At 60.9% G+C, this 22,473-nt stretch carries 14 protein-coding genes and 3 pseudogenes; all 17 read right to left on the bottom strand.

Annotated features, from left to right (window positions below; genetic code table 11):
* Nucleotides 1–228: 228 nt before the first annotated feature.
* A complete protein-coding gene (locus FBY04_RS27015; RefSeq protein ID WP_145318242.1) occupies nt 229–2,697 on the bottom strand; it encodes a PAS domain-containing protein in 2,469 nt (822 codons plus the stop codon).
* Nucleotides 2,698–2,757: 60 nt separating this feature from the next.
* Nucleotides 2,758–5,658 (bottom strand): cellulose synthase subunit BcsC-related outer membrane protein, encoded by a 2,901-nt coding sequence (locus FBY04_RS27010; protein ID WP_256667177.1) that lies wholly within the window; start codon nt 5,656–5,658, stop codon nt 2,758–2,760.
* Between the two features lie 41 nt (nt 5,659–5,699).
* Nucleotides 5,700–6,815, bottom strand: coding sequence for a cellulose synthase complex periplasmic endoglucanase BcsZ (gene bcsZ / locus FBY04_RS27005; RefSeq protein WP_145318236.1), 1,116 nt, complete (start codon nt 6,813–6,815; stop codon nt 5,700–5,702).
* Nucleotides 6,815–9,106, bottom strand: coding sequence for a cellulose biosynthesis cyclic di-GMP-binding regulatory protein BcsB (gene bcsB / locus FBY04_RS27000; RefSeq protein WP_145318233.1), 2,292 nt, complete (start codon nt 9,104–9,106; stop codon nt 6,815–6,817). Before bcsB ends, bcsZ begins: the two co-directional genes overlap by 1 nt.
* The gene (bcsA, locus tag FBY04_RS26995; protein WP_145318230.1) at nt 9,103–11,694 is read right to left on the bottom strand and encodes a UDP-forming cellulose synthase catalytic subunit; all 2,592 of its coding nucleotides are present in this window, start codon (nt 11,692–11,694) and stop codon (nt 9,103–9,105) included. Before bcsA ends, bcsB begins: the two co-directional genes overlap by 4 nt.
* A complete protein-coding gene (bcsQ, locus tag FBY04_RS26990) occupies nt 11,691–12,413 on the bottom strand; it encodes a cellulose biosynthesis protein BcsQ (RefSeq protein ID WP_145318227.1) in 723 nt (240 codons plus the stop codon). Before bcsQ ends, bcsA begins: the two co-directional genes overlap by 4 nt.
* Nucleotides 12,410–12,661 carry a cellulose biosynthesis protein BcsR gene (gene bcsR / locus FBY04_RS26985; RefSeq protein ID WP_145318225.1) on the bottom strand — a complete coding sequence of 84 codons (252 nt, stop codon included), beginning with the start codon at nt 12,659–12,661 and terminating at the stop codon, nt 12,410–12,412. Before bcsR ends, bcsQ begins: the two co-directional genes overlap by 4 nt.
* Nucleotides 12,631–14,238, bottom strand: a complete 1,608-nt coding sequence (gene bcsG, locus FBY04_RS26980; protein ID WP_145318222.1) for a cellulose biosynthesis protein BcsG — start codon at nt 14,236–14,238, stop codon at nt 12,631–12,633. Before bcsG ends, bcsR begins: the two co-directional genes overlap by 31 nt.
* Complete coding sequence (gene bcsF / locus FBY04_RS33360) at nt 14,231–14,425, bottom strand: cellulose biosynthesis protein BcsF (RefSeq protein ID WP_145318219.1); 195 nt, start codon at nt 14,423–14,425, stop codon at nt 14,231–14,233. The genes bcsG and bcsF overlap by 8 nt, the downstream gene beginning before the upstream one ends.
* The gene (gene bcsE, locus FBY04_RS26970; RefSeq protein WP_256667178.1) at nt 14,422–15,951 is read right to left on the bottom strand and encodes a cellulose biosynthesis protein BcsE; all 1,530 of its coding nucleotides are present in this window, start codon (nt 15,949–15,951) and stop codon (nt 14,422–14,424) included. The genes bcsF and bcsE overlap by 4 nt, the downstream gene beginning before the upstream one ends.
* A gap of 263 nt (nt 15,952–16,214) precedes the next feature.
* Entirely contained in the window at nt 16,215–16,928 is a 714-nt protein-coding gene (locus tag FBY04_RS33355; protein WP_371927872.1) for a methyl-accepting chemotaxis protein, read from the bottom strand.
* A gap of 147 nt (nt 16,929–17,075) precedes the next feature.
* Nucleotides 17,076–18,143 (bottom strand): annotated as a pseudogene (locus FBY04_RS33350) (methyl-accepting chemotaxis protein); the annotation flags it as partial.
* A gap of 119 nt (nt 18,144–18,262) precedes the next feature.
* Nucleotides 18,263–18,796 (bottom strand): chemotaxis protein CheW, encoded by a 534-nt coding sequence (locus tag FBY04_RS26960; protein WP_145318210.1) that lies wholly within the window; start codon nt 18,794–18,796, stop codon nt 18,263–18,265.
* A gap of 4 nt (nt 18,797–18,800) precedes the next feature.
* On the bottom strand, nt 18,801–20,000 hold the full coding sequence (locus FBY04_RS26955; RefSeq protein ID WP_371927871.1) for a methyl-accepting chemotaxis protein: 1,200 nt from the start codon (nt 19,998–20,000) through the stop codon (nt 18,801–18,803).
* Nucleotides 19,974–20,513 (bottom strand): annotated as a pseudogene (locus FBY04_RS33345) (MCP four helix bundle domain-containing protein); the annotation flags it as partial. The gene FBY04_RS26955 and the pseudogene FBY04_RS33345, both read right to left, overlap by 27 nt.
* 387 nt (nt 20,514–20,900) lie before the next feature.
* Complete coding sequence (locus FBY04_RS33340; RefSeq protein WP_371927870.1) at nt 20,901–21,635, bottom strand: methyl-accepting chemotaxis protein; 735 nt, start codon at nt 21,633–21,635, stop codon at nt 20,901–20,903.
* Nucleotides 21,636–21,758: 123 nt separating this feature from the next.
* Nucleotides 21,759–22,445, bottom strand: a pseudogene (locus FBY04_RS33335) (cache domain-containing protein); the annotation flags it as partial.
* Between the last annotated feature and the right edge of the window lie 28 nt (nt 22,446–22,473).

The raw sequence follows: 22,473 nt of genomic DNA, 5'->3' as shown, positions 1-22,473 counted from the left end.
ACGAATCACGCTGAACCGTACGACTGCCTACTCATAATGAATCGCGCATCGAATAGATGCTGGCAGAATGCCCCACCGCGACAGACCACACCATCGGCCAAAGCCCATATTAAGCTAGGGGGTAGCGGATCAAGAGTAGGACTTCCCCTACCATCGTGCTGCGCAAAGAAAAAACCTCGCCTCACCGTATCCAAGCCTCACCGAGGGATTAATCGGGTAGGGATTCATTTACCTGGCTCGGGGAAGCTCCAAGTCCGTTCGAAAGGGAATCGCGACCTGCACCCGCACACCCTGCCCCGGGGCGCTGTCCACGCTGACCGTTCCGCCGAGCATGCTTCCTCGCTCGCGCATGCCAAGCATGCCAAGGGTGCGCTTGGACAGTTGCTTGGGATCGAAGCCCTTGCCGTCGTCACGCACTTCGATGAAAACGTGGTCGGCACTGCGTTGCAGGTGTATTTCCACGCAACTTGCCTGGGCATGACGAGCGACGTTGGTCAACGACTCCTGGATAAGGCGGAAAATGGCGGTGACCCGTTCATCGTCGAGTTCCAATCGATCGGAACATGCCCTCAGTGAACACGCGACGCCGGCATTGTGCGAAAACTCCGAGACCAGCCATTCGAGCGCCGGGATCAACCCCATGTCCAGCGCAGCCGGACGCAGGCTGGTAGCGACGTTACGAACCACCTGAATGATTGCGTCGATCCGCCCCATAAGCACCTGTACCCGCTCCACCAGCAATGGCTGGTCACTGCCGAATTGCAGGCGCAACAGGGAAACCCCCATGCGCAACGCCGTGAGTTGCTGCCCCAATTCGTCATGAATTTCCCGGGCAATCCGTTTGCGCTCCTCTTCACGCGTGCTTTCGCGGTAGCTGTGGAGTACACGCTCCTCGTGTTTACGCTCAGTGATGTCGCGAGCGATACACACGACTCTCTGCACGCGTCCAAACGCGTCACGTATCGGTATCAGTGTGGTGTGGAACGTGCGCAGGCCGGCAGGCAACTCGAACTCCTCCTCTTCGTCGAGCGGCGCATCGCTGTCCACGCAGCGTTGGTATTTTGCCATCGCGGTAGCGAGTGCCTGCGGCGCCAGGGTTTGCTCGATCGTCTTGCCGATCAGTTCGGTCCGCCCCACGCCTACGGCCGACTCAAAGGCCGGGTTGACCTCAATGAAACGCAACCCCTCGTCGGTCACCTCGAGTAAGAACAGAGGGTCCAGGGAGTGATCGAAAATGTCCCGGTAACGCTGCTCGCTTTCCAACAGCAATTTTTCGGCACGCTTGCGTTCTTCGGCGATGGCCTCCAGATGTCGAGCTTCGCGCACACGGTCCCGTACTTCGTGTTCAAGATGATCGTGGGTGCCCTGAACCCGCTCGACCATGTTGCCAAAGGCCCGGGCCAGTTCACCCACCTCGTCGACGGACTGGGTTGGCAATTGCTCCAGACACAGGCGCTCCTTGCCTGCCCCGAACTGTCGTGTTGCCGCGATCAACCGGAACAGCGGAATGGCCACCTGTTTCTGCAGAATGGAACGCAAAATGAGGATCTCCACCAGCAACGTCAGCAACCCGAGAGCCACCACGATCATCAGGTTACCGACAATAGCCGGGGTCATCAGCGCTCGAGGATAGTGGACCGCGAGCACCCAGGGTGTATCGGGAATGCGGCCCATCGCGACGATCTCGTCACGGGTCTGGACGACCTGTGCATGACCCGGCATCAGCGCGGATGTGACATCGAGCAATGGCAAGCTCCGAGTCATGTCGAGCGAGCGGATGGACGCCTTGCCCGCCGTGCTTTTGACCTGTTCCATGACGTCAGGATGGTAAATCAGCGTGCCCTCATCATCGGCGATGAACAAGCTGCTGTATGCGCCCTGCATCGCGGGTTTGGCGGTGCGCGTCATCAACTGATCCAGTAGTACATCGACGCTGGCCAGGATCTGGTGCCTGCCGGATGCATCGGCCACATCGGGCGTGGCGATGGTGGTCATCCAGGCATTGTTGGAGAAATCCCAGTACATCCGCGTGAACAGCGTGTCGTTGCCGGGGGTACCGAAACCGCGTGCATAGAACTCGTAGGTTTCAAGCGCCAGGGCATCCGGCCCCGAGTAGCTGAACACCTTGGCGATATCGGCATCCTGGTAGATGGGAAAACCTTTCTCAGGCACCACGCCGTAGAAATTGAACAGCCGGCCGTGGCTGCTCGATCCGTACTTGTAGGACAGCAGATACGACAGGGCAAACCGCGCCCGGGTATCGTCGCTGGGCGGGGTATCAGGCGCGTAGGTGGCCGACATTCTGGCAAAGCGCCGTCCATCGGCCAACGGTTCTCCTTCGAACAAACCGGGACGCTGCGTATAAGAACCATCGTCGTGGCGATAGAAAATCTGCTCGAAGTCCTCAATCAACTTGGCCCGCATGCCGGGAAAGGCCAGGGTCTGCTTGAACTCCTCGAGAAAGTTGCGCTGCAGGTCCTTGATTTCCTGAAACGGCAAGGATTCGCGTTGCAGGGTTTGCTCGGCGGACAGCAGCAATTGCCCGGTCACGTCCTTCTCGATCAAGGTGGAATTGACATAGTAGGAAATCGCCCCCGCGCCCAGCGACACCAGGCCGATGCGCAATGTGGCCAGCCGCAGGGCACGCGTCGTCAGCGAATGCCTATGGGGGACAACTTCGGGGAGTTCTTGCGTCATCATCGATTCCTTTGCCGCCATCTCCCGATGGCAGCGATTGACCCGCCCAAGACCTGACGATCAGCGCATCTGCGCATAAGGCGTTATAGGTTCCACCGGCAAAGGCAAGTTGCCCTGCCAAGGATCGAAGGTGTAGCGCAAGTAAAGCTGCGCGCGACTCGGCGCGTAATCCTCACTGTGTTGCCACGCCAGGCCGCCGCCCAGCACAAGGTGGTCGGACAGACGACGCTCCACCCACCCTTGCAAACGAACGTTGGCGCCGCTGGTGCTGCTCCCGGCTTTCACCTGGCTGATATCGTCGGCAATCAAGCCCGCCTGTTCGACACCATTCAGCCATTTGGCCCCCGCGCCTTCGAGCGGATAAAGCGCGCTGGCCTCGGTCCGCGCGTACGACCAGCCGAACGAACTGTCCAGGCGCACCGACCAATCGGCGCTGCGCCAGGCGTAGTTCAACGGCACGCCCACCGAGTAATATCGCTGGGGGCTGTAGTAACCGCCCTGGCCCAAGGTGACTTCGCTCAGGTCCTTGTCATACCCCCAATACATCAGGGTCAGGCCGGAGGTCAGACGTTCGTCGGCGCGATCGATCACGTGGTAATAGTAGCCGCCCATGGCGGAGCGTCGTTGGTTATCGGCCACATTTTCGCCGCGCAACCAATGCGCGCCGAGGCTGCCCCAGAAACCATCCACGGCACTGGTGGCATGACTGACGTCGAGACTCAGGCCATTGCTGGTAACACCGCCCCAACGCACGCCGCTGACAGGGTCGACGGCACCGGCATGAGACAGCAGCGAATCGCTCACCGGGCGGCGAGACGCCGTCAGTTTCCAGTTCAGGGTGTGCCCGTCACTGGCAAAGCTGACGCCACCCAACCAGTTCGAGACGGGAAAGCCTTCGGCGGAATGGCCGACATCCAAGGCCCAGTGCTCATCGTGCCAGCCGACGGCCAAGGTATTGCCACGGGCGCGTTGGGTGTCGCTCCGGCAGCCGTCGGACACCACGGCCCCGCTTGCCCGGTCGCGCAGGCGGATCGCGCAAGTGCCGAACCGCGCCCGTTGCAGGCCGTCGACCTCGGTGTCGAAATGACCTGCATCGAGATCGATGTTTTCGACCTGGACAAAACCCTGCCCTGCGGCGACGGGGGCGTCGATGCGCAAGATGGAGGTCTGGGCCAGCAGGTCGGACGTGCCCGGCGTGGTGTTGTCGGAACGCCAGGCGATGTCGCGGTAGAGGTGTACGGTCGGATTCTGCTGCTGATACAGCGCATCGACTTCCTCGCGCAAGCGGCGGGGCAACCCATCATCGCCGTCCTTTTTCCGACTGGCCAGGGTCAGCGCACGGTCATTCCGTGGGCTGGCTTCGGCGGCGGTCAGCAAGCCCACTGCCGCCATCCCCCGGGCGTATTGGTCCAATGCCCGTTGCGGTTGATGCCCGGCATTGAGCCGCGCGTCGTCGTGCAATGCATTGGCCTGCGCCAACGATCGGCGACGTTGCAACTGTTCGTTCAACTCATGCATGGGCGGGCTCCAGGCCTTCGGCGCAATGCGCGCCAACGCCTGCAAAGCCTCGCTGTCTCGCCCATCGGCGCTCAGGTACAGGGCCTGGGCATAGCGTGCCTCGGGATTATTCCCTTGGCGCTGGAGCAACCGGCGCAGGCTGTCATCGGCCGCCCCCGTTTGCCCCAGCGCTCGTTGTGCCTTGGCCAGCCGCAAAGCCAACCAGGGATTGTCCTCGTCGAGCGGCCGGGCCTCCAGCAGGAGGCGACTGACCTCGGCCCAGTCGGACCGTTGCGTGGCGGCATCGGCCAAGGCGTTCAAGCGCACGAGACGCAGGCTTTGGCGTAACGCGAGCAGATCCCGCGGCTGCCCAGGGGGCAAGCTGTCAAGAAACGGCTCAAGCTTTTGCGGCGACTGCTGCTGGTACAGATGCACCAGCGGCCAGGTCACCGCCAGATTGTCCGGTTGTAACCGGTGCGCCTGCAACAGCAAGGCTTCGGCGCCGATGTCATCGGCGTTGGCCTGGGCGACGGCGGCCAGTCCGATCAACGCCCTGGCGTCATTTGGTTTCACCTTATGCGCCTGCCGATAGGCCGTCCCGGCTGCGGCCAGGTCCTTGCGCTGCAAGGCCTGGTCGCCCTGGCGCAGCCATACCGAATAATGATCGACGGCTTTCAGCACGCGTCGGCGTTTGGCCGCCGCCTGCCAGACAGGATCAGCCAACTGTTGTTGCTGGCGCAGCAGTTGACCGGCGGCGGCGTCCTTGAGTGGCGAATCGGGATAATGAGCCAAGAAGCCCTGCCAGCCCTCCACACTCGCGGGACTGACCGGCAGGTGGCCCAGATAGTTGTATTCCTGTTCGGCCGCAGCGCTGCTTGCCAGGGGATTGCTCGCCAGGCGATGCAGGATCGCCAGGCCCTGTGCGTCTCTTTTCTGGGCGATCAACAGATTGGCCAGCACTAGTTGCAACCCGACATTTCCCGGGTACTGGCGATCCAACGATTGCAAGTGCTCCAGGGCGATTGCTTGCTGCCCGGCCACGGCGCTGCGGGCCCGCCAATATTCAAGCGCGCTGGAAAGATCCGGCGGGGCATCGCCGAACAATTGCCGATACGCCCCGACGGCTTCTTGCGCTTTCCCCGCCTGGGCCAACTTGCGCGCCTGGCTCAGGCCTTTTTGTCCATCCACGCTTTGCAGCGTCAACAGGCTTCGGGCCTGGAGCAGTTCGTGAGAATCCGGCGCCTGGCGCTGTAACCGCTCCAGCAGTCGCTCAGCCTGCGCCTGGTCCTGTTGCAGCAGCGCCTGGCGGATCCCGGCGACCAACACTTGGGGCAGATCGGGGGCCATCAGATTCAGGCGCGCCAAGGCGTCACGGACCAGGTCTTCGCGATAAAGCGCCTCGCCGACACGCATCTGCTCCAGGAACCGTTGTTGCTGGTCAACGGGACCGGTCGACTGGGCCATGACAGGCGCAGACAACCCTGCCAACAACAGCGCCCACCTCGTTATTTTTTGCATGCGCCCGCCCAGTTCGGCAGCAGCCGCCCTTGCTTGTCGAAACGATAGCGCCGTTCGTCCCAGCCTTGTCCGAACAAGACCAGGGACTGGTTGTAATAGGCGTCGGGCGCGGGCGGCTCCTGACGCAGCCGTTCACGTTGGATCTTCAAGGTTTCGCCGCCATCAGGTGTGCCGGCGAGCATCGGCAGCATGGCCGCGGAGAAACCCACGGGGCCCTTGCCGGTATCGGTGCCGGCGCGGGTATCGAGTATTTCCGGCACAGCCCCCAAACGCTTGATCATCGTCGGCATGGGTTGAAAATGCTCAAACAACTCATGCCTGCCCGGTGCTTGTTCGGCCAGCATGCCGAGCCACAGGTAGACTCGGATGGCGTCGTAGCTGCCCTTGGGGCCCGTCACGCTATCGACCACCCCCCCCTGCTCCGCTTGCCACGACAGCCAGTCGGGGGCCAGACCCAGGGGGGAACCTTCGATCAGCAACCGTTGCGAATTTTCGGCGAGCTCGGCCCAGATCGGCGCCACTTGGGCAAAGCGCGCCAGCAGTTGCGGCGGCAGGTAACCAGGGTTCAGGCGCCAACTGTCGGCACTCTCGAAGCCCTGTCCACCCGGCAGCAACATCAGCCCCAGCCCTGGCACTTTGCGCATGCTCTGCGCCGCGCTGAGCCAGAGCATATTGAGCCCCAGCTTTTCATAGTCAGGCCGGCGCCACAGCCGACCGGCTTCCAACAAGCTGTAGGCGATCCACAAGTCGGCATCGCTGGCATTGTTGGCGTCCAGCACCTTCCACTGCCCCTGCTTGTCACGGCCCCATTGCCAGGCCGGCAATCGCCGGGACAAATCGCCGCCGGCCAGATTGTCCTGGGTCCAGCGCAACAACCGCTCGAAATTCACCCGATCATTGGCCACCAAAGCGAAGAACAGGCCATAGCTCTGCCCTTCCGAAGTGGTGATCCGCTGATCGGTGGCCCCGTCGATCACCCGTCCCTCCGGGCTCATCAACGCCTGCCGGTAACCGTCCCAGGCTGGCCAACCGCACTGCGCCGCCTTTACCGGGGCCATCACGCTCAAGGTCAACATCAACACCAGGAGTCCTCTCACGCCCATCACTCCCGGCCCGCCAGGCGCCGCCGGGCGATCCAACTGAGCGAGCGCCACAACATGAATGCAATGAGCAGCACGATCAGCACCACCGTCATCGCCAACAGCACCGGGTGTTCGGAGAGCTGGAACCAGAGCAACAGCCACCACGGCAGATGCCCGACGAAGTACTGCTCGCCGACCTGGCTGCTCTCCACGCCACTGCTGCGTAGCAGCGCTACCGACCCCGCCACGGCGTCCATCTTCGCGCCGTCGGCGAGCGTATCGCGCAGCAATTGGTAATCAGCATCGTCGTGAGCAAGCAGCGCAACGATGCTGCGCTGTTCATGGAACGGCGACTTGAGGCCGACGAACGCGGCAATCGGCGCCTGGGCCGACACCTCGACCCGGTGGGCCGCCTGCTCCCTGATGTCATTGAGCTGCCCGACGCGCGCCGACGAGCCGCTCGGCATCTGGCTGGAAGGTTCCAGCAGCCAATCGTTGAGTTGATTGAGCATCAGGTTCGCATTCGCGCTGTCGCCAACGCCCGCGCCCAACCCTCCCAACACCAGCAGATCGGCGTCCGTGCGGGCCGCCACGCCCCAATCATCGGACAATTGCAGGCCCAGCGCCGGCGCACCTGAGCGCGCGCTGATGGTTGCCAGGGTTTCAAGCAAGGTGCTGATCTGTACGGCGCTGCCCTGGGTCGGCACCATGACCAGGGTTTGCGACAGGTCGGCCATGCGGCTGAACGGAAAACCGCTGCGAGCAAAAGCCTTGAGGTCCGGCATAGCGATAAAATGGTGATAGCCGGACAAATCCAGCGTCGAGGCTTCGTCGATTGCCGACTGATTACTGGACGGCAAGCTCGTCTGGCAATGATCGCGTTGGGCACCGCCGATCGTGCTGGCGAAATTGAAGTCAAAACGCAGCGTGTTGCGCTCACCGACTTTCAACGCAGGAACGAACACCTTCTCGATGGGGTTGGCCGGATCACTGGACAGCACCGCCAGCCTCAGCCCTTGCAGCTTCGAACTGTCATTGGCGGGCAACGGAAAACTGCTGATGAATTGATCGTTAAGACTGATGTTCAGCCGCGACTCATCCGTGACGACGCTGGGGGTGTAGCGATAATTGAGCTGCAGCGGAATGCCCAGGCTACGCCAGACAAAAAGGTCCGGCGGCAGGTTCAGATCAACACTGATCGGCGCCGGCCGTAGACCGCTCGCCTGCAGTTGCCCGGGGTAACTGATCAGCTCGGCGAATCGGACCGGACGGTCGGTGCGAATCCAATTGGGTGCGTCGTAGGGTTGCCTTGGTTGCAGTTGCTGCACCTTGTCCACCGTCACCCGCGAACCGCGCAACAAGTCCCCGCCAAGGGCCAGCGCCCGCGTTGCAACGAGCAGATCCTCATCATTGCGACCGAACACCAGCAACACTTTGCTGTGCGGCGCGCGAGAGTTCTCGATGATCTGCAGCACCGGGGCTTGCACCTTTGGAAAACGCTCCAGGTCAGCCAGGAATGACGGACGGTGGTCGTTGGTCGCAAAGACGATGGCCGGCGTGGTCGCGCTACCGTCGTCGGCCTTTGGCAACTGGTCGAACAGCACCGGCAAACGCATGCCTCGCCAGCCGGCTCGACTGCCGAAATAGGACGCCAGGACGCCCGCCGCGCGCTGCTCGCCCAATGTCGGCGCAGTTGCGAAAACCATGCTCAATGTCGGTTTTTCCTGGCCCCGCGCGTCGAGAAACGGCAGGGGGAAATACGCCAGGTCATTTTTCAGCGACAACGCCTGTTCATGCAGTTCGATCTCGCTGCGGCGCCCGATATTGACCCATAGCGCATTGTTGGCCGGGTCTTCGCAAATGTCCGTGTAATGGCCGATGAACTCCAGGCGCACCCGGTTGAAATCGGTGATCAACAATGGGTCGAACGGCACATCGCGGAAGGTCTTGCGCCCGAGTTGGTCTTTTTCGATGGGCAGTGTGCTGACCAGCACGTCATTAAGATAGACCCGCAGATGGGACAGCACCGGCAGCAATGCCGGCGACGGGGTGTATTCCAGCCGCAGGCTCGCATCGCTGGCGATACGGTCGCGGCGCAACGAGAACTCGATCTGCTCACTGTCATGGATGCCCAGCAGCAGATTGTCGCCGGGCTGGCCCAACTGACTGAAGCTATAGGTATTGCTCCAGTTGGGGACCGGTTCAAGCGATGGCGCGCCCACGGAAGGCGTTACCAGGCCTTGGGCCTGGACACCAGCAGAGGCCAGGAGCGCCAGGCCGACGAACAGGGATCTACGCGAATAGCGACTCATGATGGGCTCACAGAACGAGAGGTAGACGAGAGAAATGAAGCCGGCATCCGCGGCAGGTAACTCAACAGCCATCCCACCAGCCGCAACGGCGGACCGGCCACACGGCGGACCCATAACGGCAGGAATTGATAAAGCTGGAAATAACCCTTGGTACCGAGCTTGAAGATATCGATCAGGCTGTGCAGGGGCCTGTCCGGCACATAGTTATCGCCCCAATTCAACCAGGCATCGGCGCGAGCGAAGGTGCACTGCACGAAATCAATTTTCTGCCGGGTGGACAGATGGGCGAAGTTGATACCGACAAATTGCTTATGGCTACGGCAGACCAGGCCGGGGAACATGAATTCCCGCTTGTCGCGCTGCATCAACAACGAAATGCGACCACCGACCGGCAGCGCCAGCGGCACATCGATTTCCACGCCGACACCGCCATCGGAATAGTCCACCAGCATGCCAGGGTACGAGTGGCCACTGTCCAGGCGCACTGCGACAGGCAACCGCGTCTGCACTCGATGCGTCTGGCGCACCTGACGCACCTCGGCGGCCACTGCCACCGCGGCGCCGAGGATCAGCAGGTTGTAGATGACCCACAGCGAACTCACCAGCACCGTACCGATTTCATTGGCCGGGCCAGTGGACAAACGCCAGCAGGCAAAACCCAATCCGATGATGTTCAGCCCCGCCAGGACCAGGTAGGGCCGGGCGATTTTCCAGTCGAACCGATTGTGCTCCATCAGCCCGCCCTTGGAGGTGACATTGAAGGAGCCCTTGTTCGGGCTGAACAACGCCACCGTGGTCGGGCGGGCGATGTACCAGGCCAGTACGGTCTCGTAGACCTCGCCCCAGAACGTCTGTCGAAAGCGACCCTGCATGCGCGAGTTGGTCAGGCTGGCGTGAATCATCGACGGCAACACGTACAACAGGATCATCATCGCCGGGGCATAGATGATGTAGGCATGCAACAGCAGGAAAGCCAGGGGCGCACTCAGGAATATCAGCCGCGGCAAGCCGGCGAGAAAGTGCATCATCGCGTTCGCGTAGCAGATCCGCTGAAAAAACGTCAGGCCCTTGCCCAACAGCGGATTGTCGGTACGGAAAATCTGCGCCATGCCCCGAGCCCAGCGAATGCGCTGGCCGATGTGGGCGGACAGGCTTTCCGTCGCAAGCCCAGCGGCCTGGGGGATACGCACGTAGGCCGAATTCCACCCCCGGCGGTGCAGGCGCAACGCGGTATGGGCATCTTCGGTGACGGTTTCCACCGCGAACCCACCGATCTCATCCAGCGCCGAACGCCGCAGGACGGCGCAGGAACCGCAGAAGAACGCAGCGTTCCACATGTCGTTGCCGTCCTGGATCAAACCATAGAACAGCTCGCCTTCGTTCGGCCGGTTGCGGAACACCGCGAGGTTGCGTTCGAAGGGATCGGCCGACAAAAAGTGGTGAGGCGTCTGCACCAGCGCCAATTTCGGATCGCGCAGGAACCAGCCCACCGTCAGTTGCAGGAACGAGCGCACCGGCATGTGGTCGCAATCGAATATCGCAACCAGTTCGCCGTCGATGCGGCCCAAGGCGTGGTTGAGATTGCCGGCCTTGGCGTGGCGATTGTCCGGACGAATGATGTAGCCGACGCCTACCTCGGCGGCGAACTGTCGGAAGGTTTCGCGCTTGCCGTCATCCAGCAGGTAAATGCGCAGCTTGTCTTCCGGCCAGTCAATGCCCAGGGCGGCGTAGACCGTCCCCAGCACCACCGAAAGGTCCTCGTTGTAGGTCGGGATCAGCAGATCGACTGTCGGCCAATGACGGGTGTCGCCCGGCAACTGCGCCGGCTCGCGATTCAGCGGCCAGCAGGTCTGGATGTAGCCAAAGATCAGCACGATCCACGAGTAGGTTTCCGCTGCCAATAGACCCAGGCCGCAAGCCAGGTCCAAGGGTTGGTCCCAATTCAACGTCGAGGTGTAGCGCCACCACAGGTAACGGCAGGAAACGATGACGGACAGCACCACCATCAGCAACGTCGCGAACCGTCCGGGAATGCCCCGCACCAGCAGGGCCAAGCCCCAGAGCAAAAGCGCGAAGACCAGTTGCTCTACGTAACCGAACGGTTCGGTGATGCACAACAGCGTCAGCAGCACCAACTGGGTGAACAGAAACCCACCGAGCAGCCATTGGCGGTGCCGTTCCAGGCCTTTCCACCAATGAACGCCTTGGGTGATGCGTGAGTGGTCACGAATACGCCGGGTTTGTTGCTCAAGCGTTTGGGTCAGCCGCTCCCACCACGCTCGATGGAACGCCGAGGCTCGCGACCACCATGGGTAAGCGCTTGAACTCCGCTCTGGCGCGACGGGGTGTACCAACAGTAACCAGAGGCTCTGCAGGGCATAACGCAACGGATCGCCGATGCTCGGCGTCTTGCCGGCTAACTGCGGATACCAGCGTTTGCGATGCTCCAGCAACTGTCGCCAGGCGGGTGATTCCAAACGCAGTACCGTCCAGGCCAAGAGACTCCACAGAGCCAGCAACAGCGCGACCGACGGCGGGCAATCATGCTGGCCGCGCAACTGCCCATAAGGAAACCAACGAGCAATCACCTCAGCTCACCTTGGTGGGCCTGACACCAGATCGCCAGGCTCAGCACGTCCTGGGCCACCAGGCTGTCCGGCGCATAGCGACCCACCGGCTGCTTGTAGGCCAGCGCTTCGCGCATCGCTTCATCGCTGTGTACCGTCACCGGCAGCAGCCGCGCGTCGTAGTGCTGACGCCAGATCAACGCGAGATCACGTTGAATCTGGCTGGCAGGATCAAAACGATTGAGCAACAGGCTGTCCGCCCTCTCCTCCTGCTGTTGCAGCAACACATGACACGCGGCATCGGCTTCGATGACCTGAATCTGCAATTGGCACGGCACAGCGTCATCCCGCCAAGGCGAGCGCCGAGGCAAATCGAACAGGATCCAATCGAAATGTTCTGCCAAGACGTTCATACGCCGGGCCCAGAGTCCGGGCCGGTGGTTCAACGCTTGCTCCAGATGCGCGCGGTCGGCGCCGATGAGACGGCCATGGGGCAGCACACTCAAATTCGGCGCAAGACTCCAGATCTGGTCGGTCCAGTCCTGGCCATCGAGCAAGGCCCGGGCCCATCCATCGGTTTGCGTGAGGGCGAGATTGAAGTGCAGGCGCAGCAGATTCTCCGGGCACATGTCCACCAGCAGTACGCGCCGCTCCAGGGTGTGCAGGGCATAACCGAGCGCCGCCAGCAATGAACTGCTGCCGGTGCCACCCCGTAGTCCGTACAACCCCAGCGAAGTCATGCGCTCACCGGCTGTTCATCGCGACGCGCCAACGACACACGCGCGTCCGGCGCACGCTGTGCCTGCTCGAGTTCGGCGAACAACGGCCAGCGCTCCACGGCGCGGCGCAGCTCCCTCTGGAGCGACACGTCGACGTATTTCAGGGCGGGCAATTGCAGCTCCACCTTCAATCGCGCGATGTCATCGGCCCGCTCGGTGCGCGACATCAGCCTGGCGCTCATTGGGACACCGGACGGTAAGGCAGCCATGGGTCGTTCTCCGTAATCCGTACATAGGGAGTTGCGGCGTAATCGAGGACGATGCTGCCTTCGCTTTCGGAAACCAGCCGGGCCTGAGCCAGGCCTGTCAGCAGCGGTTGCCAGTCAGGCTGCTCGCCCCCTGCTGGCGATGGCGTGCCATACAATCGGTTAATAAGCTGCGCCACGGCCAGATAGCTACTCGGTTCGCTGACGTGCAACGGCATGGACCGAGGATTACGGCCCATGCCGATCAACTTGATGCCAACCGGTACTTGGGTGATGGACGGGCTGGGTATCTCGTGCATGCCGGGGAGTTGCATGCGATCGCCGCGCAGGGCCGCGCCGTGACCAGGCACCATCACCACGACCACGCGACGGCCACTGTGCTCCAGTTGCTCGATAAACCCGCTCAGGTCATCCAGCAGGACCTGGGCTCGTGCCTTGTAGTCGGCACGACGGATGTTGCCATCGGCTGCCACGACATGATTACCCTCGTGCAAAGTCTGGGTGTTGTAGAACAACGCCACCCGCGCCTCAGGCTGCGCTTGACGCTGTCTCCACCAGTCGCCCAGCACTTCGCGATCACGCCACACCGGCGAACCGTCCGGCCCTGAGAGCATTGACTGCCAATGGCCGGCATCCACTTCCGGCTCCGGCAGCGAACCCAAGGTTTGCACGGCATTCAGAAAACCCGCGAAACGCCCCGTGTGGTTGAGCAGCGTCTGGCCGACGAAACCCTGCTTGCCCAGTTCATCGAACAGCAGGCAAGACTCTGGCGCCGGAACGAACAAGTCACGGCGAGCTGGCTGCCCACACCCGGCACGCAGCAGCCGAAGCGCCGCCGGGACCTGGTCGGAAGCGGCCGAGTTGAAGTGGTCGAACAGCACATCCATCTGCCGCAGCAGCGGGTGGTCGCGCAAACCGACGGCATCCAGATCGTCCCAGGACATGGAATTGATGTGGATCAGCAACAAGTCAAAAGGCTGAGCCGCAGCCGTCGCAGGCAAGAACGAGACTCGCCGATCAGCCTCCGAGTCGTAAAACTGCTTCAAATAAACGTCGACAGGAGCGGCCTTGTCTGCCGAGGCCAGGGCGCGGGTCAAACTTGCTCCGTGGGTGAGCGGCAACACCGACGGATGGGTAACACTCAACCACGCCAGGCCGGCCAGGCTCAGCGTGGTCAGGCGCAGCCAGGGCTGGACGAACTGGTACGCCATTACCAACACCAGCAGCCAACCACAAAGGCTCCAGTCGACCAGGCTCCCGGCCAACGTCAAAAGATGGTCGGAAGAAAAATCCATCACCGAAGGCCACTTAACCCATTCATCCAGAGGTGGCAGCCAGGTGTCTCGATACAACAGCGCCATGGCCACCGGCACAGCGAGCAATCGACGGATGACAACTGTGGAATGCTTGCGCAAGGGAATCAGCAAAAAAGCCACGAACAACAGGTTGGGCAATACCTGGATGTTCAGATAACCGCCCCACTGCAACGCGAACTTGAGGATGAAATACAGATTCCAGTGCCCCAGGCCGGGCCAGACCCGCGCCGTGCTCGCGCCAGTCACCGACTCGAACTTACTCATGGGGCGCCTCCGGGACCACTGGTGGGCAAGCGCGCCGAGGCGAGCGGCGGGGTTTCAGATAGCGCGGCGGCAACAAGGACTGGAGCAATGCTTGCCCCTGACGCCAAACGCTGCGCAACAGCCACACACACGCCAGCGTCAACAGACTGCTCACGGCAATCAATTGGAACAACTCAAACAGATTCATTCACAGGCATCCGCGATGGCCAGCGTGATCCGCTGTGGTGTGTAGGCACCCAACTGTGCTTGCGTGCGCAGCGGTGTGTCGGTGCGGTCCGGGGCCATACGCAACGTCTGCGGCAGACTGACTGCATTGCTGAACGCCTCATGCGGCAAGTCATCGAATTCGGCGAGAGTCTGGCAATCGCTGAACAGGTTGCGCCATGACAGGCGACAGATATTGCCCAGCGCCGCTTCCAGACCATCGCTACGACAAGCGAATAGAAACAGATAGAAAACCCCATTCGCCACGGTGGCGACGTCGCCGAACCGGCGCAGGCTTAGCTGGTACAGACAATGCTCCATTGTCAATGCCGGGCGCGGGTGCAGCCGCAACAATTGGTGCTCGACTTCACCGGCGGCACCGCCATAAATCTGCTCCAGCGCCGACAGAAACTCCCGGGGCGCCAACAGGCCTCGCATCTTCGGCGCGCGCAGACGTTCGATGAGCGACTCCAGGTCACCGCTCAGGCGACCGCGCCTCCAGACCTGCCCCTGCACACTGTCCAACAGGCTGAAGAATCGGGATAACGCGATGCCGAAAGGCACGATGATATTCGCCCCACACGACATCAACAGACGCTCGTCGCGATAGCGCAGGCAGGGCTCCATTTCCCGGATAACGATTTTCAACGCCGTACCGCAGCGCTCGCGCAGCTCGTACAATTCTCGCGCCAGTACTTCCACCTGCTGATCGCTGTCGACAGCCACGATAACGCTCGCGGCGCGGGCCAGGGCCGCCTGCCCCAGCAGGTCGATGCGCCGTTCGAATATGCGCCAGTGTTCCGACAGTGCCGTGGCACCTTCCAGCGCGACGCGCTGGGCAAGATAGATGCGCTGGTCATCGGTGCGTGTCGGCAGCGCGACGGCCTGTTCGGCCGGGGCCAGGCTAAAACCCGAGGCTTGCAGATCGAGCTCGAACGCCTGGGCACCACAGACGCCTCGCTCGTTGTGCCAAAAATGCGACTGATAGTGGATAACGCCGTCTCGCCGATACAACTGCGCCAGACCGGACAAATGCTCATTGAGACGAATCAGCTCGGCATGCAGATCGGGGGCCTCGCCATGGCACAGCACCAGGAGCGTGCAACGTTGTTCACGCAACCAGCGCTTTACCCTGCTGCACCATTGACGCAACTGCACCGCGTCGAATGCCTGCCAGCCACTGGTCGGCAGCATCAACAATACGAGGCTGCCCGGCACTGTTCCAGCACGCTTCAACTCACTGGGCAGCGATTTGAGCGCCGCGCTAATGGCGGCCTTGGACACTTCGAAAACCCGCAACTCGTCGGGCACGGACCGTTCGCCCAAGGCGCTTATCATTTGCTCGGGGTGATGACCACACCACACCAGACTCGCCCGGTGCCGCTCGGGCAAGGCGGCCAGACTCTGGAACGCCAACGCTTCGACATCACGGGTACGGTCGACAGCCACCCAATACAGTCCTCCTTGACACATCAACAACTGCTCATCCGGAACTTCCCGGATAGCCAAGGAAACATGACTCAAGCGTACGCCCCTCCCCTTATATGTGATGAACGCGTGACGGGGCAGTTCGTAAAGCCAGGGATCGATCCAGGCAATCGGAAGAGCAACGCAGCGACAACACGATCACCGTTCAACTTTCGGAAGCGGCGATATCAAAACAGTGGCGATAATGCAGGGGGTCAGGCGCAGAGACCATCAGGTGCGCCTGATTTTTACCAGGAAAAAGGATTACACTTGTAGGGCCAACCCTACCCCATACTTCCTCCACTTCAAATTTTGAAATGGCCGACCATCATCTGCAACTGATTTCCCAACCGTGCCAACTCGACGCTTGAGGCAGCCGTCTCGTCGCTGGCGGCGGCGGTTTGCTCGGACACGTCGCGCACACTGACGATGCTGCGGCTGATCTCGTCGGCCACGACGCTTTGTTGTTCGGCAGCGGCCGTTATCCGCTGACTCATCGATTGAATGTCCGACGCCGTGCGAGTAATGCTTGCCAGCGATAAACCGGCCTTGCGTGCCAGCTCGACACTGCTCTCGGCCAGGCTGCGACTATTGCTCATGACGTGGGTCACCCGCTCGGTAGCGCTCTGCAGGCCGGACAGCATTCCTTCAATTTCTTCGGTGGAATTCTGAGTCCGCAGGGCCAGGCCACGGACTTCGTCGGCCACCACAGCAAAACCGCGCCCCGCGTCACCGGCGCGAGCGGCCTCGATGGCGGCATTGAGTGCCAGCAGATTGGTCTGCTCGGCCACGGATTTGATGACACCCATGACGCTGCCGATTTGTTTGCTTTCTTGCTGCAACACTGTCACAGCTTCGCTGGAACGGGCGACCTCCCTGGCCAGATGTTCGATCCGCTCTATCACCTCAGCGACGACCTTATCGCCTTCGCGAGCCTTGTCATCGGCGGCCGTGGCGGCTTGCGAAGCCTGCCGGGCGTTACGCACGACTTCCTGCCCAGAGGCGGTCATCTCATGCATGGCGGTGACGATCTGATCAGTTTCGATTTTCTGATGGTTGATCCCAACACTGGTTTGCTCGGTCACGGCCGACAGCTCTTCGGCCGCGCTGGCGATCTGCGTGACACCCTCGCGAACACCGCCGATCAGGTCGCACAGTGTCTCGCCCATGTGCAGGATGCCTTGTTGCAACACTCCCAGCTCATCGCGGCGGGTGACCACTAGATTATGCGTGAGGTCGCCGGCGGCAATGCGTTCGACAATATCCATCGCCTCACGGACAGGACGGGTGACTTGGTGACTGATGATGATGGCGGCCAAGATACCCAGCAACAAAGCGGCACTCGCGATACCGATGAGCAGCATTTTGGATTGTCTGGACACCTGATCGCGCTTCACGATTTGTTCGGACGACATCTGCTTGAACAATTCAAACAGCCGAGTCACTTCGTCATCCAGAATATTTTGCGCCTTTTGCGCGGCAAGTTGCGCATTGCGAAACTGATCGACGGCGGCGCGAAAACCTGTGAGCGTCCGACCGACACCTTGCACGCCATCGGCCAGCTCAGGGGGCATGCTGTCGACCAGTCGATCGATACCGTCTTGAGCCCGGTCGATGGCGTCTAGCGCAGATCGCTCCAACTGCACCTTACCGCTGGCGGCGTATTCAACCCATTTGAATCGTGCCTCTCGTATCAGCATGCCTTGCGCGACAACGGCATCCTGCAGCTTTTCCTGTTTATCCAATCCCCCATAAGGAGTCGCTCGTTCATGCAGTACATCGAAAATCTTGCTGAGTGCACTCGAAGAGGCATCGGCATACTGGTGGGATTGATCAAGGATAGCCCCACCCGCTTCGACGGCGCGACTGAACTGGCTGAACGCGGCGCGATAGTTGCTGGCGCTCCTTATGCATTCTTCTATCGCTTGAATATCCCGGGGTGCCTTATGAAATGCCCGAGCCTGCAGCAGATTTTGATCGAGACGGTCCAATTGCCCGACGACGGCCGCAGCATTCACAGCACCATGATTGGCGGCGTAGAACAGACGTGCGATACGTAAATCCTTGCTGATTTTTTCAATTTCCGAAATCGACATCTGCTTGTCGCTACGCACGCTCATGGCGTTCAACCCGAACCAACCGACAAAGGTGATGATCAACGTCAGCAGCAAGACCAGAGAGAAACCCAGTGCAAGCTTCAGGTTTACGCTCAGATTACCCAGCAGTTTATTCATTGGAATTTTTTCTCGCGGAGCCTTTCGCTCTTCAGTTTCAAGCGACACCTACCGGTCATGCCGTAGAGTCGGTCGCTCGGTTATCAATGAGCACAGCCCCCCCCAGGAAACCTTGGAGTTCAATTATCATCCTCCTCGTATCCTGATGCCCCGCTCACTTTCTCCAGCGTGGCAAGCTCATCCACCGAGAGCACCTGGCCGATGTCCAGAAGAATAACGAAACGGTCACCGACCTTGCCCATGCCCTGGATAAAGTCGGTGCGCACATGCGCACCGAAGGCCGGTGGCGGCTCGATGGCCGCCGGATTGATTTCCAACACCTCGTTCACAGCGTCGACCAATACGCCGATCACTTGGCGCTCGTCGACCTGGCGCACCTCGATAATGACGATGCAAGTACGCCGTCCGACCCCTGTCTGCCGACCGCCGAACCGCACTCCCAGGTCGATCACCGGCACTACCGCACCGCGCAGGTTAATGACCCCGCGAATGCTTGGCGGCATCATCGGTACGCCGGTCAGCTGGCCGTACTCAATGATCTCCTTGACGCTGAGTGTACCCACGGCGAACTGTTCACCTGCGAGGGTGAAGGTCAGGTATTGCCGGGGTTGCGGCGCGCTGTCGGGACTATGCCCCTTGATCAACTGTCCCATGACATCACTCCAGGAAGCGCACGAAGCCGGCGGGTACGGCCGAGTCGCGACTGCTTACCAGCAGCTTGCTCGGGGCGGGCACGGATGGGGTCGACTTAGCTCCAACGGCGACTGTGTTGCGTTCGCCTTCACCATGGCGGGCGAGGGTGAAGAAGCCCATCACTTGCTGCAGCTGTTCAGCCTGACTGCTCATTTGCTCGGCGGTGGCGGCCAACTCCTCGGAGGCCGAGGCGTTCTGCTGGGTGATCTGGTTGAGTTGATTCATCGCCGTGTTGATCTGGCCGACGCCGGAGGATTGCTCTTCGGAAGCTGCGGCGATTTCCTGGACCAGGTCGCTGGTCCTGGCGATACCGGGGACGATCTCGTCGAGCAGGCTGCCCGCGCGCTCGGCCAGGGCCACCGAGTTCTTGGCTACCTCGCCGATTTCCTGGGCAGCGACCTGACTGCGCTCGGCCAGCTTGCGCACCTCGGCGGCGACCACCGCAAAGCCTTTACCATGCTCACCGGCACGGGCGGCCTCGATGGCAGCGTTGAGGGCCAGCAGGTTGGTCTGGTAAGCGATGTCGTCGATGATACCGATCTTATCGGCGATGCTCTTCATCGCGCTGACGGTGTCCTTGACCGCCTCGCCACCCTCGCGGGCCTGTTTGGTGGCCTTGCCGGCCATGACATCGGTGAGCCGGGCGTTCTCGGTATTCTGCTCGATGGAGGCGGACATCTGCTCGACCGAGGCAGATGTCTGCTCGACGCTGGCGGCCTGTTCGCTTGAGGCCTGGCTCATCGATTGGGCGGTGGCGGAGACTTCCTCCGAGGCACTGCTCAGGGCGTTGGCCGAACCGCGCACCTCACCAATGACTTGCGAGAGTTTTCCCACCATGGCTTTGATGGCGAACAACATGCTGGCGCTATCACCGGCCCGGGTCTGCACCTCCACGGTCATGTCGCCGCCGGCAATCTTCGATACCACCTCCACCACATAGGCCGGCTCGCCGCCAAGCTGCTTGAGCAAGGTGCGCAGAAACAGCAGCCCGAATCCGATCGAGAATAGCGCAACCAAAATAGCCGTTATGATCGAAATGGTGCGGATGAACGATGCAGCCACCTCCTGTGCCTCGATCTTGCTCTTGGCCTTCAAGTCCTGTGCGCTCTTGAGTTCGGACAGCGTACTGAAGGCCTTCACTGCGTTGTCCTTGACCTCACTCAGGTTGATCTCGCCGCCACGCTTGATGTCACCGGCCTCGATAGCTTCAACCTGGTGTTCCATACCCTTGCGCATACGCGCATAGGCCTCACCCAAGGTATTGACCGACGTCGCCGTGGTCGAATCGGCCAATGCGTTCAACTCACCCAGCAACTGGTCGACCTTGTTGAAGTGCTCGGTGTTCTGGGCTTTCCACTCGGCGATGGCGCTCGGACTCCCAATGGCAATCATTCGCAGGATATTGATGTCCACGCGCGTAAGTAGCCCATCAATCTGACCGATGGTCGATGCCACATGGTAGTCGTTGTCATACAGACTATGGATGTCGGCAGTAGCGGCTGCCTGACGACCTAGCAGAAACACTGTCAACCCCCCAAAGGCCAGAATGACCGAGGCGAGCAAGATGCTAATTTTTTGTCTGATGGTCCAATTGTTCACGAAGTGAATTCCAAATAATGGTTTGTGGTGAGAAAGGTTCGGGAAAAGCGTTGTCCACACACCGAGCTTTAGGATCATCGATTGCCGTGCAACCCTCAGGTCGCGGGTAATTGGTGAAACGCCGGCCAATACCGAACATGCCTCCATTACAAGTCAGGTCAAGCAGGAGCAACGGGCACACCCGGATGTTTAGCTGCGAGCCAGGGCATGCTTTTGAGCGAGTTTCAAGCACCCATGATTCAGACTCGAAGCGTTTGCCGGCAATCAGTAGCCGCTTATTTTTTGGTAGGGCAAATCCGCACCATCCAGGGGGACGCCGACCAACTCGCTGAGCGTGCCTTTGGTTGAAACGACAACGACTTTCTGCGTTATCCACAAAGGCCTGCCACACCGCGGCTTCACGCAACTGAAACCCGCCCTCTGAAGTTTTCCAAACTGCAAAAACTTGCTGTGCGGATTTACGGTTCAAACCCGAAACTGGCCCAGCAGACGATTCAGTTGACCGGCCAATTGCCGCAGATTCTGGCTGGCGGCACTGGTTCGTTCGCCGGCCTGAGCGTTTTCCTGTGCGAGGCCGGTGGCCTGGGTGACGTTGCGGTTGATGTCTTCGACCGCCTGAGATTGTTGAGAGGTCGCACTGGCAATGGAGGCATTGAGCCCGGTCAGGTTACGCAGGGAATGGCCTATTTGATCCAGGCTGCGGCTGGCCAGGTTGGCTTGTTCGATGGTGAGTTGCGAACCCTGGCGGCTCTCGTCGATCACCTTGACCGCGGCATCGGAGTTACGCTGCAGGGTTTCGATCATGCCCTGGATCTCGGTGGTCGATAGCTGAGTGCGCTGAGCCAGCATGCGGACTTCGTCCGCCACCACGGCAAAGCCGCGACCCTGCTCCCCCGCCCTCGCCGCTTCGATGGCGGCATTGAGGGCAAGCAGGTTGGTTTGTTCCGCAATGGCGCGAATCACTTCAAGAACCCTTCCGATCTGGGTACTTTCCTGCGAGAGGGTCTGAATAACCGCCACCGCTTGCTCGATGGTCCCTGACAGCTGCTCGATCTGCCGTGAACAATTGTCAATACTGCTTTGCCCCAACCGGGCTCGCTCATCGGCGTCACGCACTTCCCCGGCGGCCTGTTCGGCATTCTTCGCCACATCCTGGACGCCGTACGTCACCTCATCGATCGCCGCAGCCACCCGCTCCATCTGTTGTGACTGCTGCACGCTGTGGCCCTGGCTTTCGGTGGCGATGGCATTCAGTGAAGCCGATGCCTGATTCAGTGCATTGGCCGCTTGCAACGACTGCTCGATCACGCCGCGCAGTTTTCCAGTGAAACCGTTGAAGTGACCGGCCAGTGCGGTCAGCTCATCTTGACCGCGAGCGTCCAGTTGACGCGTAAGGTCGCCGTCTCCGCCGGCGATATCGGCCATCGCGCGCACCGCGTCGCTCAATGGCCGGGTGATGCTCTTGCTGATCAGTATGATCAGGCCGCCCAGCAGCAGGCCGATGCCCAGGAACACAGCGGCAGCTTTCCACATCTGAGCACGAAACGCGGCTTGCACGTCATCGGTGTACGCGCCTGAGCCCAACACCCAGGCCCATGGCTGGAACAGCTGGACATAAGAGACTTTCCCCACTGGCTCGCTGGCGCCCGGTTTGGGCCAGCGGTAGTCCACAAAACCACCGCCCTTGCTCTTGGCGACCGCGACCATGTCCATGAACAGGGCCTTGCCGTCCGGATCCTTGAATCCAGAGAGGTCCTGACCGTCGAGCTTGGCATTGGTCGGATGCATCAACATCTTCGGCCCGAGATCATTGATCCACAAATAGTTATCACCGTCATAACGCAGCTTGCGCACCATAACGATGGCTTGTTTCTGTGCCTCTTCGCGGCTCAGTGCACCGGTCTTTTCCAAACCGTGGTAGTGCTCAAGTATGTTCATGGTGACTTCAACCACTTGCCGGGTCTTTTGTTCCTTGGCGGCATAGTCCTCGATGTAGATCTGGCGCAACATCGTCAAACCGAGCAAAAGAAGCATGGTC

It is taken from the genome of Pseudomonas sp. SJZ080 (genome assembly GCF_007828295.1).
Taxonomy (GTDB): domain Bacteria; phylum Pseudomonadota; class Gammaproteobacteria; order Pseudomonadales; family Pseudomonadaceae; genus Aquipseudomonas; species Aquipseudomonas migulae_A.
This window is presented reverse-complemented; position numbering and strand designations above follow the sequence as displayed.

Excerpts from the sequence above, each read along its gene's own strand:
- bcsR (WP_145318225.1), bottom strand. The coding sequence starts at position 12,661 with ATGGCTGCCTTACCGTCCGGTGTCCCAATGAGCGCCAGGCTGATGTCG.
- FBY04_RS33340 (WP_371927870.1), bottom strand. The coding sequence starts at position 21,635 with ATGGAGCGGGTGGCTGCGGCGATCGATGAGGTGACGTACGGCGTCCAG.
- FBY04_RS27015 (WP_145318242.1), bottom strand. The coding sequence starts at position 2,697 with ATGACGCAAGAACTCCCCGAAGTTGTCCCCCATAGGCATTCGCTGACG.
- bcsZ (WP_145318236.1), bottom strand. The coding sequence starts at position 6,815 with ATGGGCGTGAGAGGACTCCTGGTGTTGATGTTGACCTTGAGCGTGATG.
- FBY04_RS27010 (WP_256667177.1), bottom strand. The coding sequence starts at position 5,658 with ATGGCCCAGTCGACCGGTCCCGTTGACCAGCAACAACGGTTCCTGGAG.
- bcsQ (WP_145318227.1), bottom strand. The coding sequence starts at position 12,413 with ATGACTTCGCTGGGGTTGTACGGACTACGGGGTGGCACCGGCAGCAGT.
- bcsG (WP_145318222.1), bottom strand. The coding sequence starts at position 14,238 with ATGAGTAAGTTCGAGTCGGTGACTGGCGCGAGCACGGCGCGGGTCTGG.
- bcsF (WP_145318219.1), bottom strand. The coding sequence starts at position 14,425 with ATGAATCTGTTTGAGTTGTTCCAATTGATTGCCGTGAGCAGTCTGTTG.
- FBY04_RS33355 (WP_371927872.1), bottom strand. The coding sequence starts at position 16,928 with ATGCATGAGATGACCGCCTCTGGGCAGGAAGTCGTGCGTAACGCCCGG.
- FBY04_RS26960 (WP_145318210.1), bottom strand. The coding sequence starts at position 18,796 with ATGGGACAGTTGATCAAGGGGCATAGTCCCGACAGCGCGCCGCAACCC.
- bcsB (WP_145318233.1), bottom strand. The coding sequence starts at position 9,106 with ATGAGTCGCTATTCGCGTAGATCCCTGTTCGTCGGCCTGGCGCTCCTG.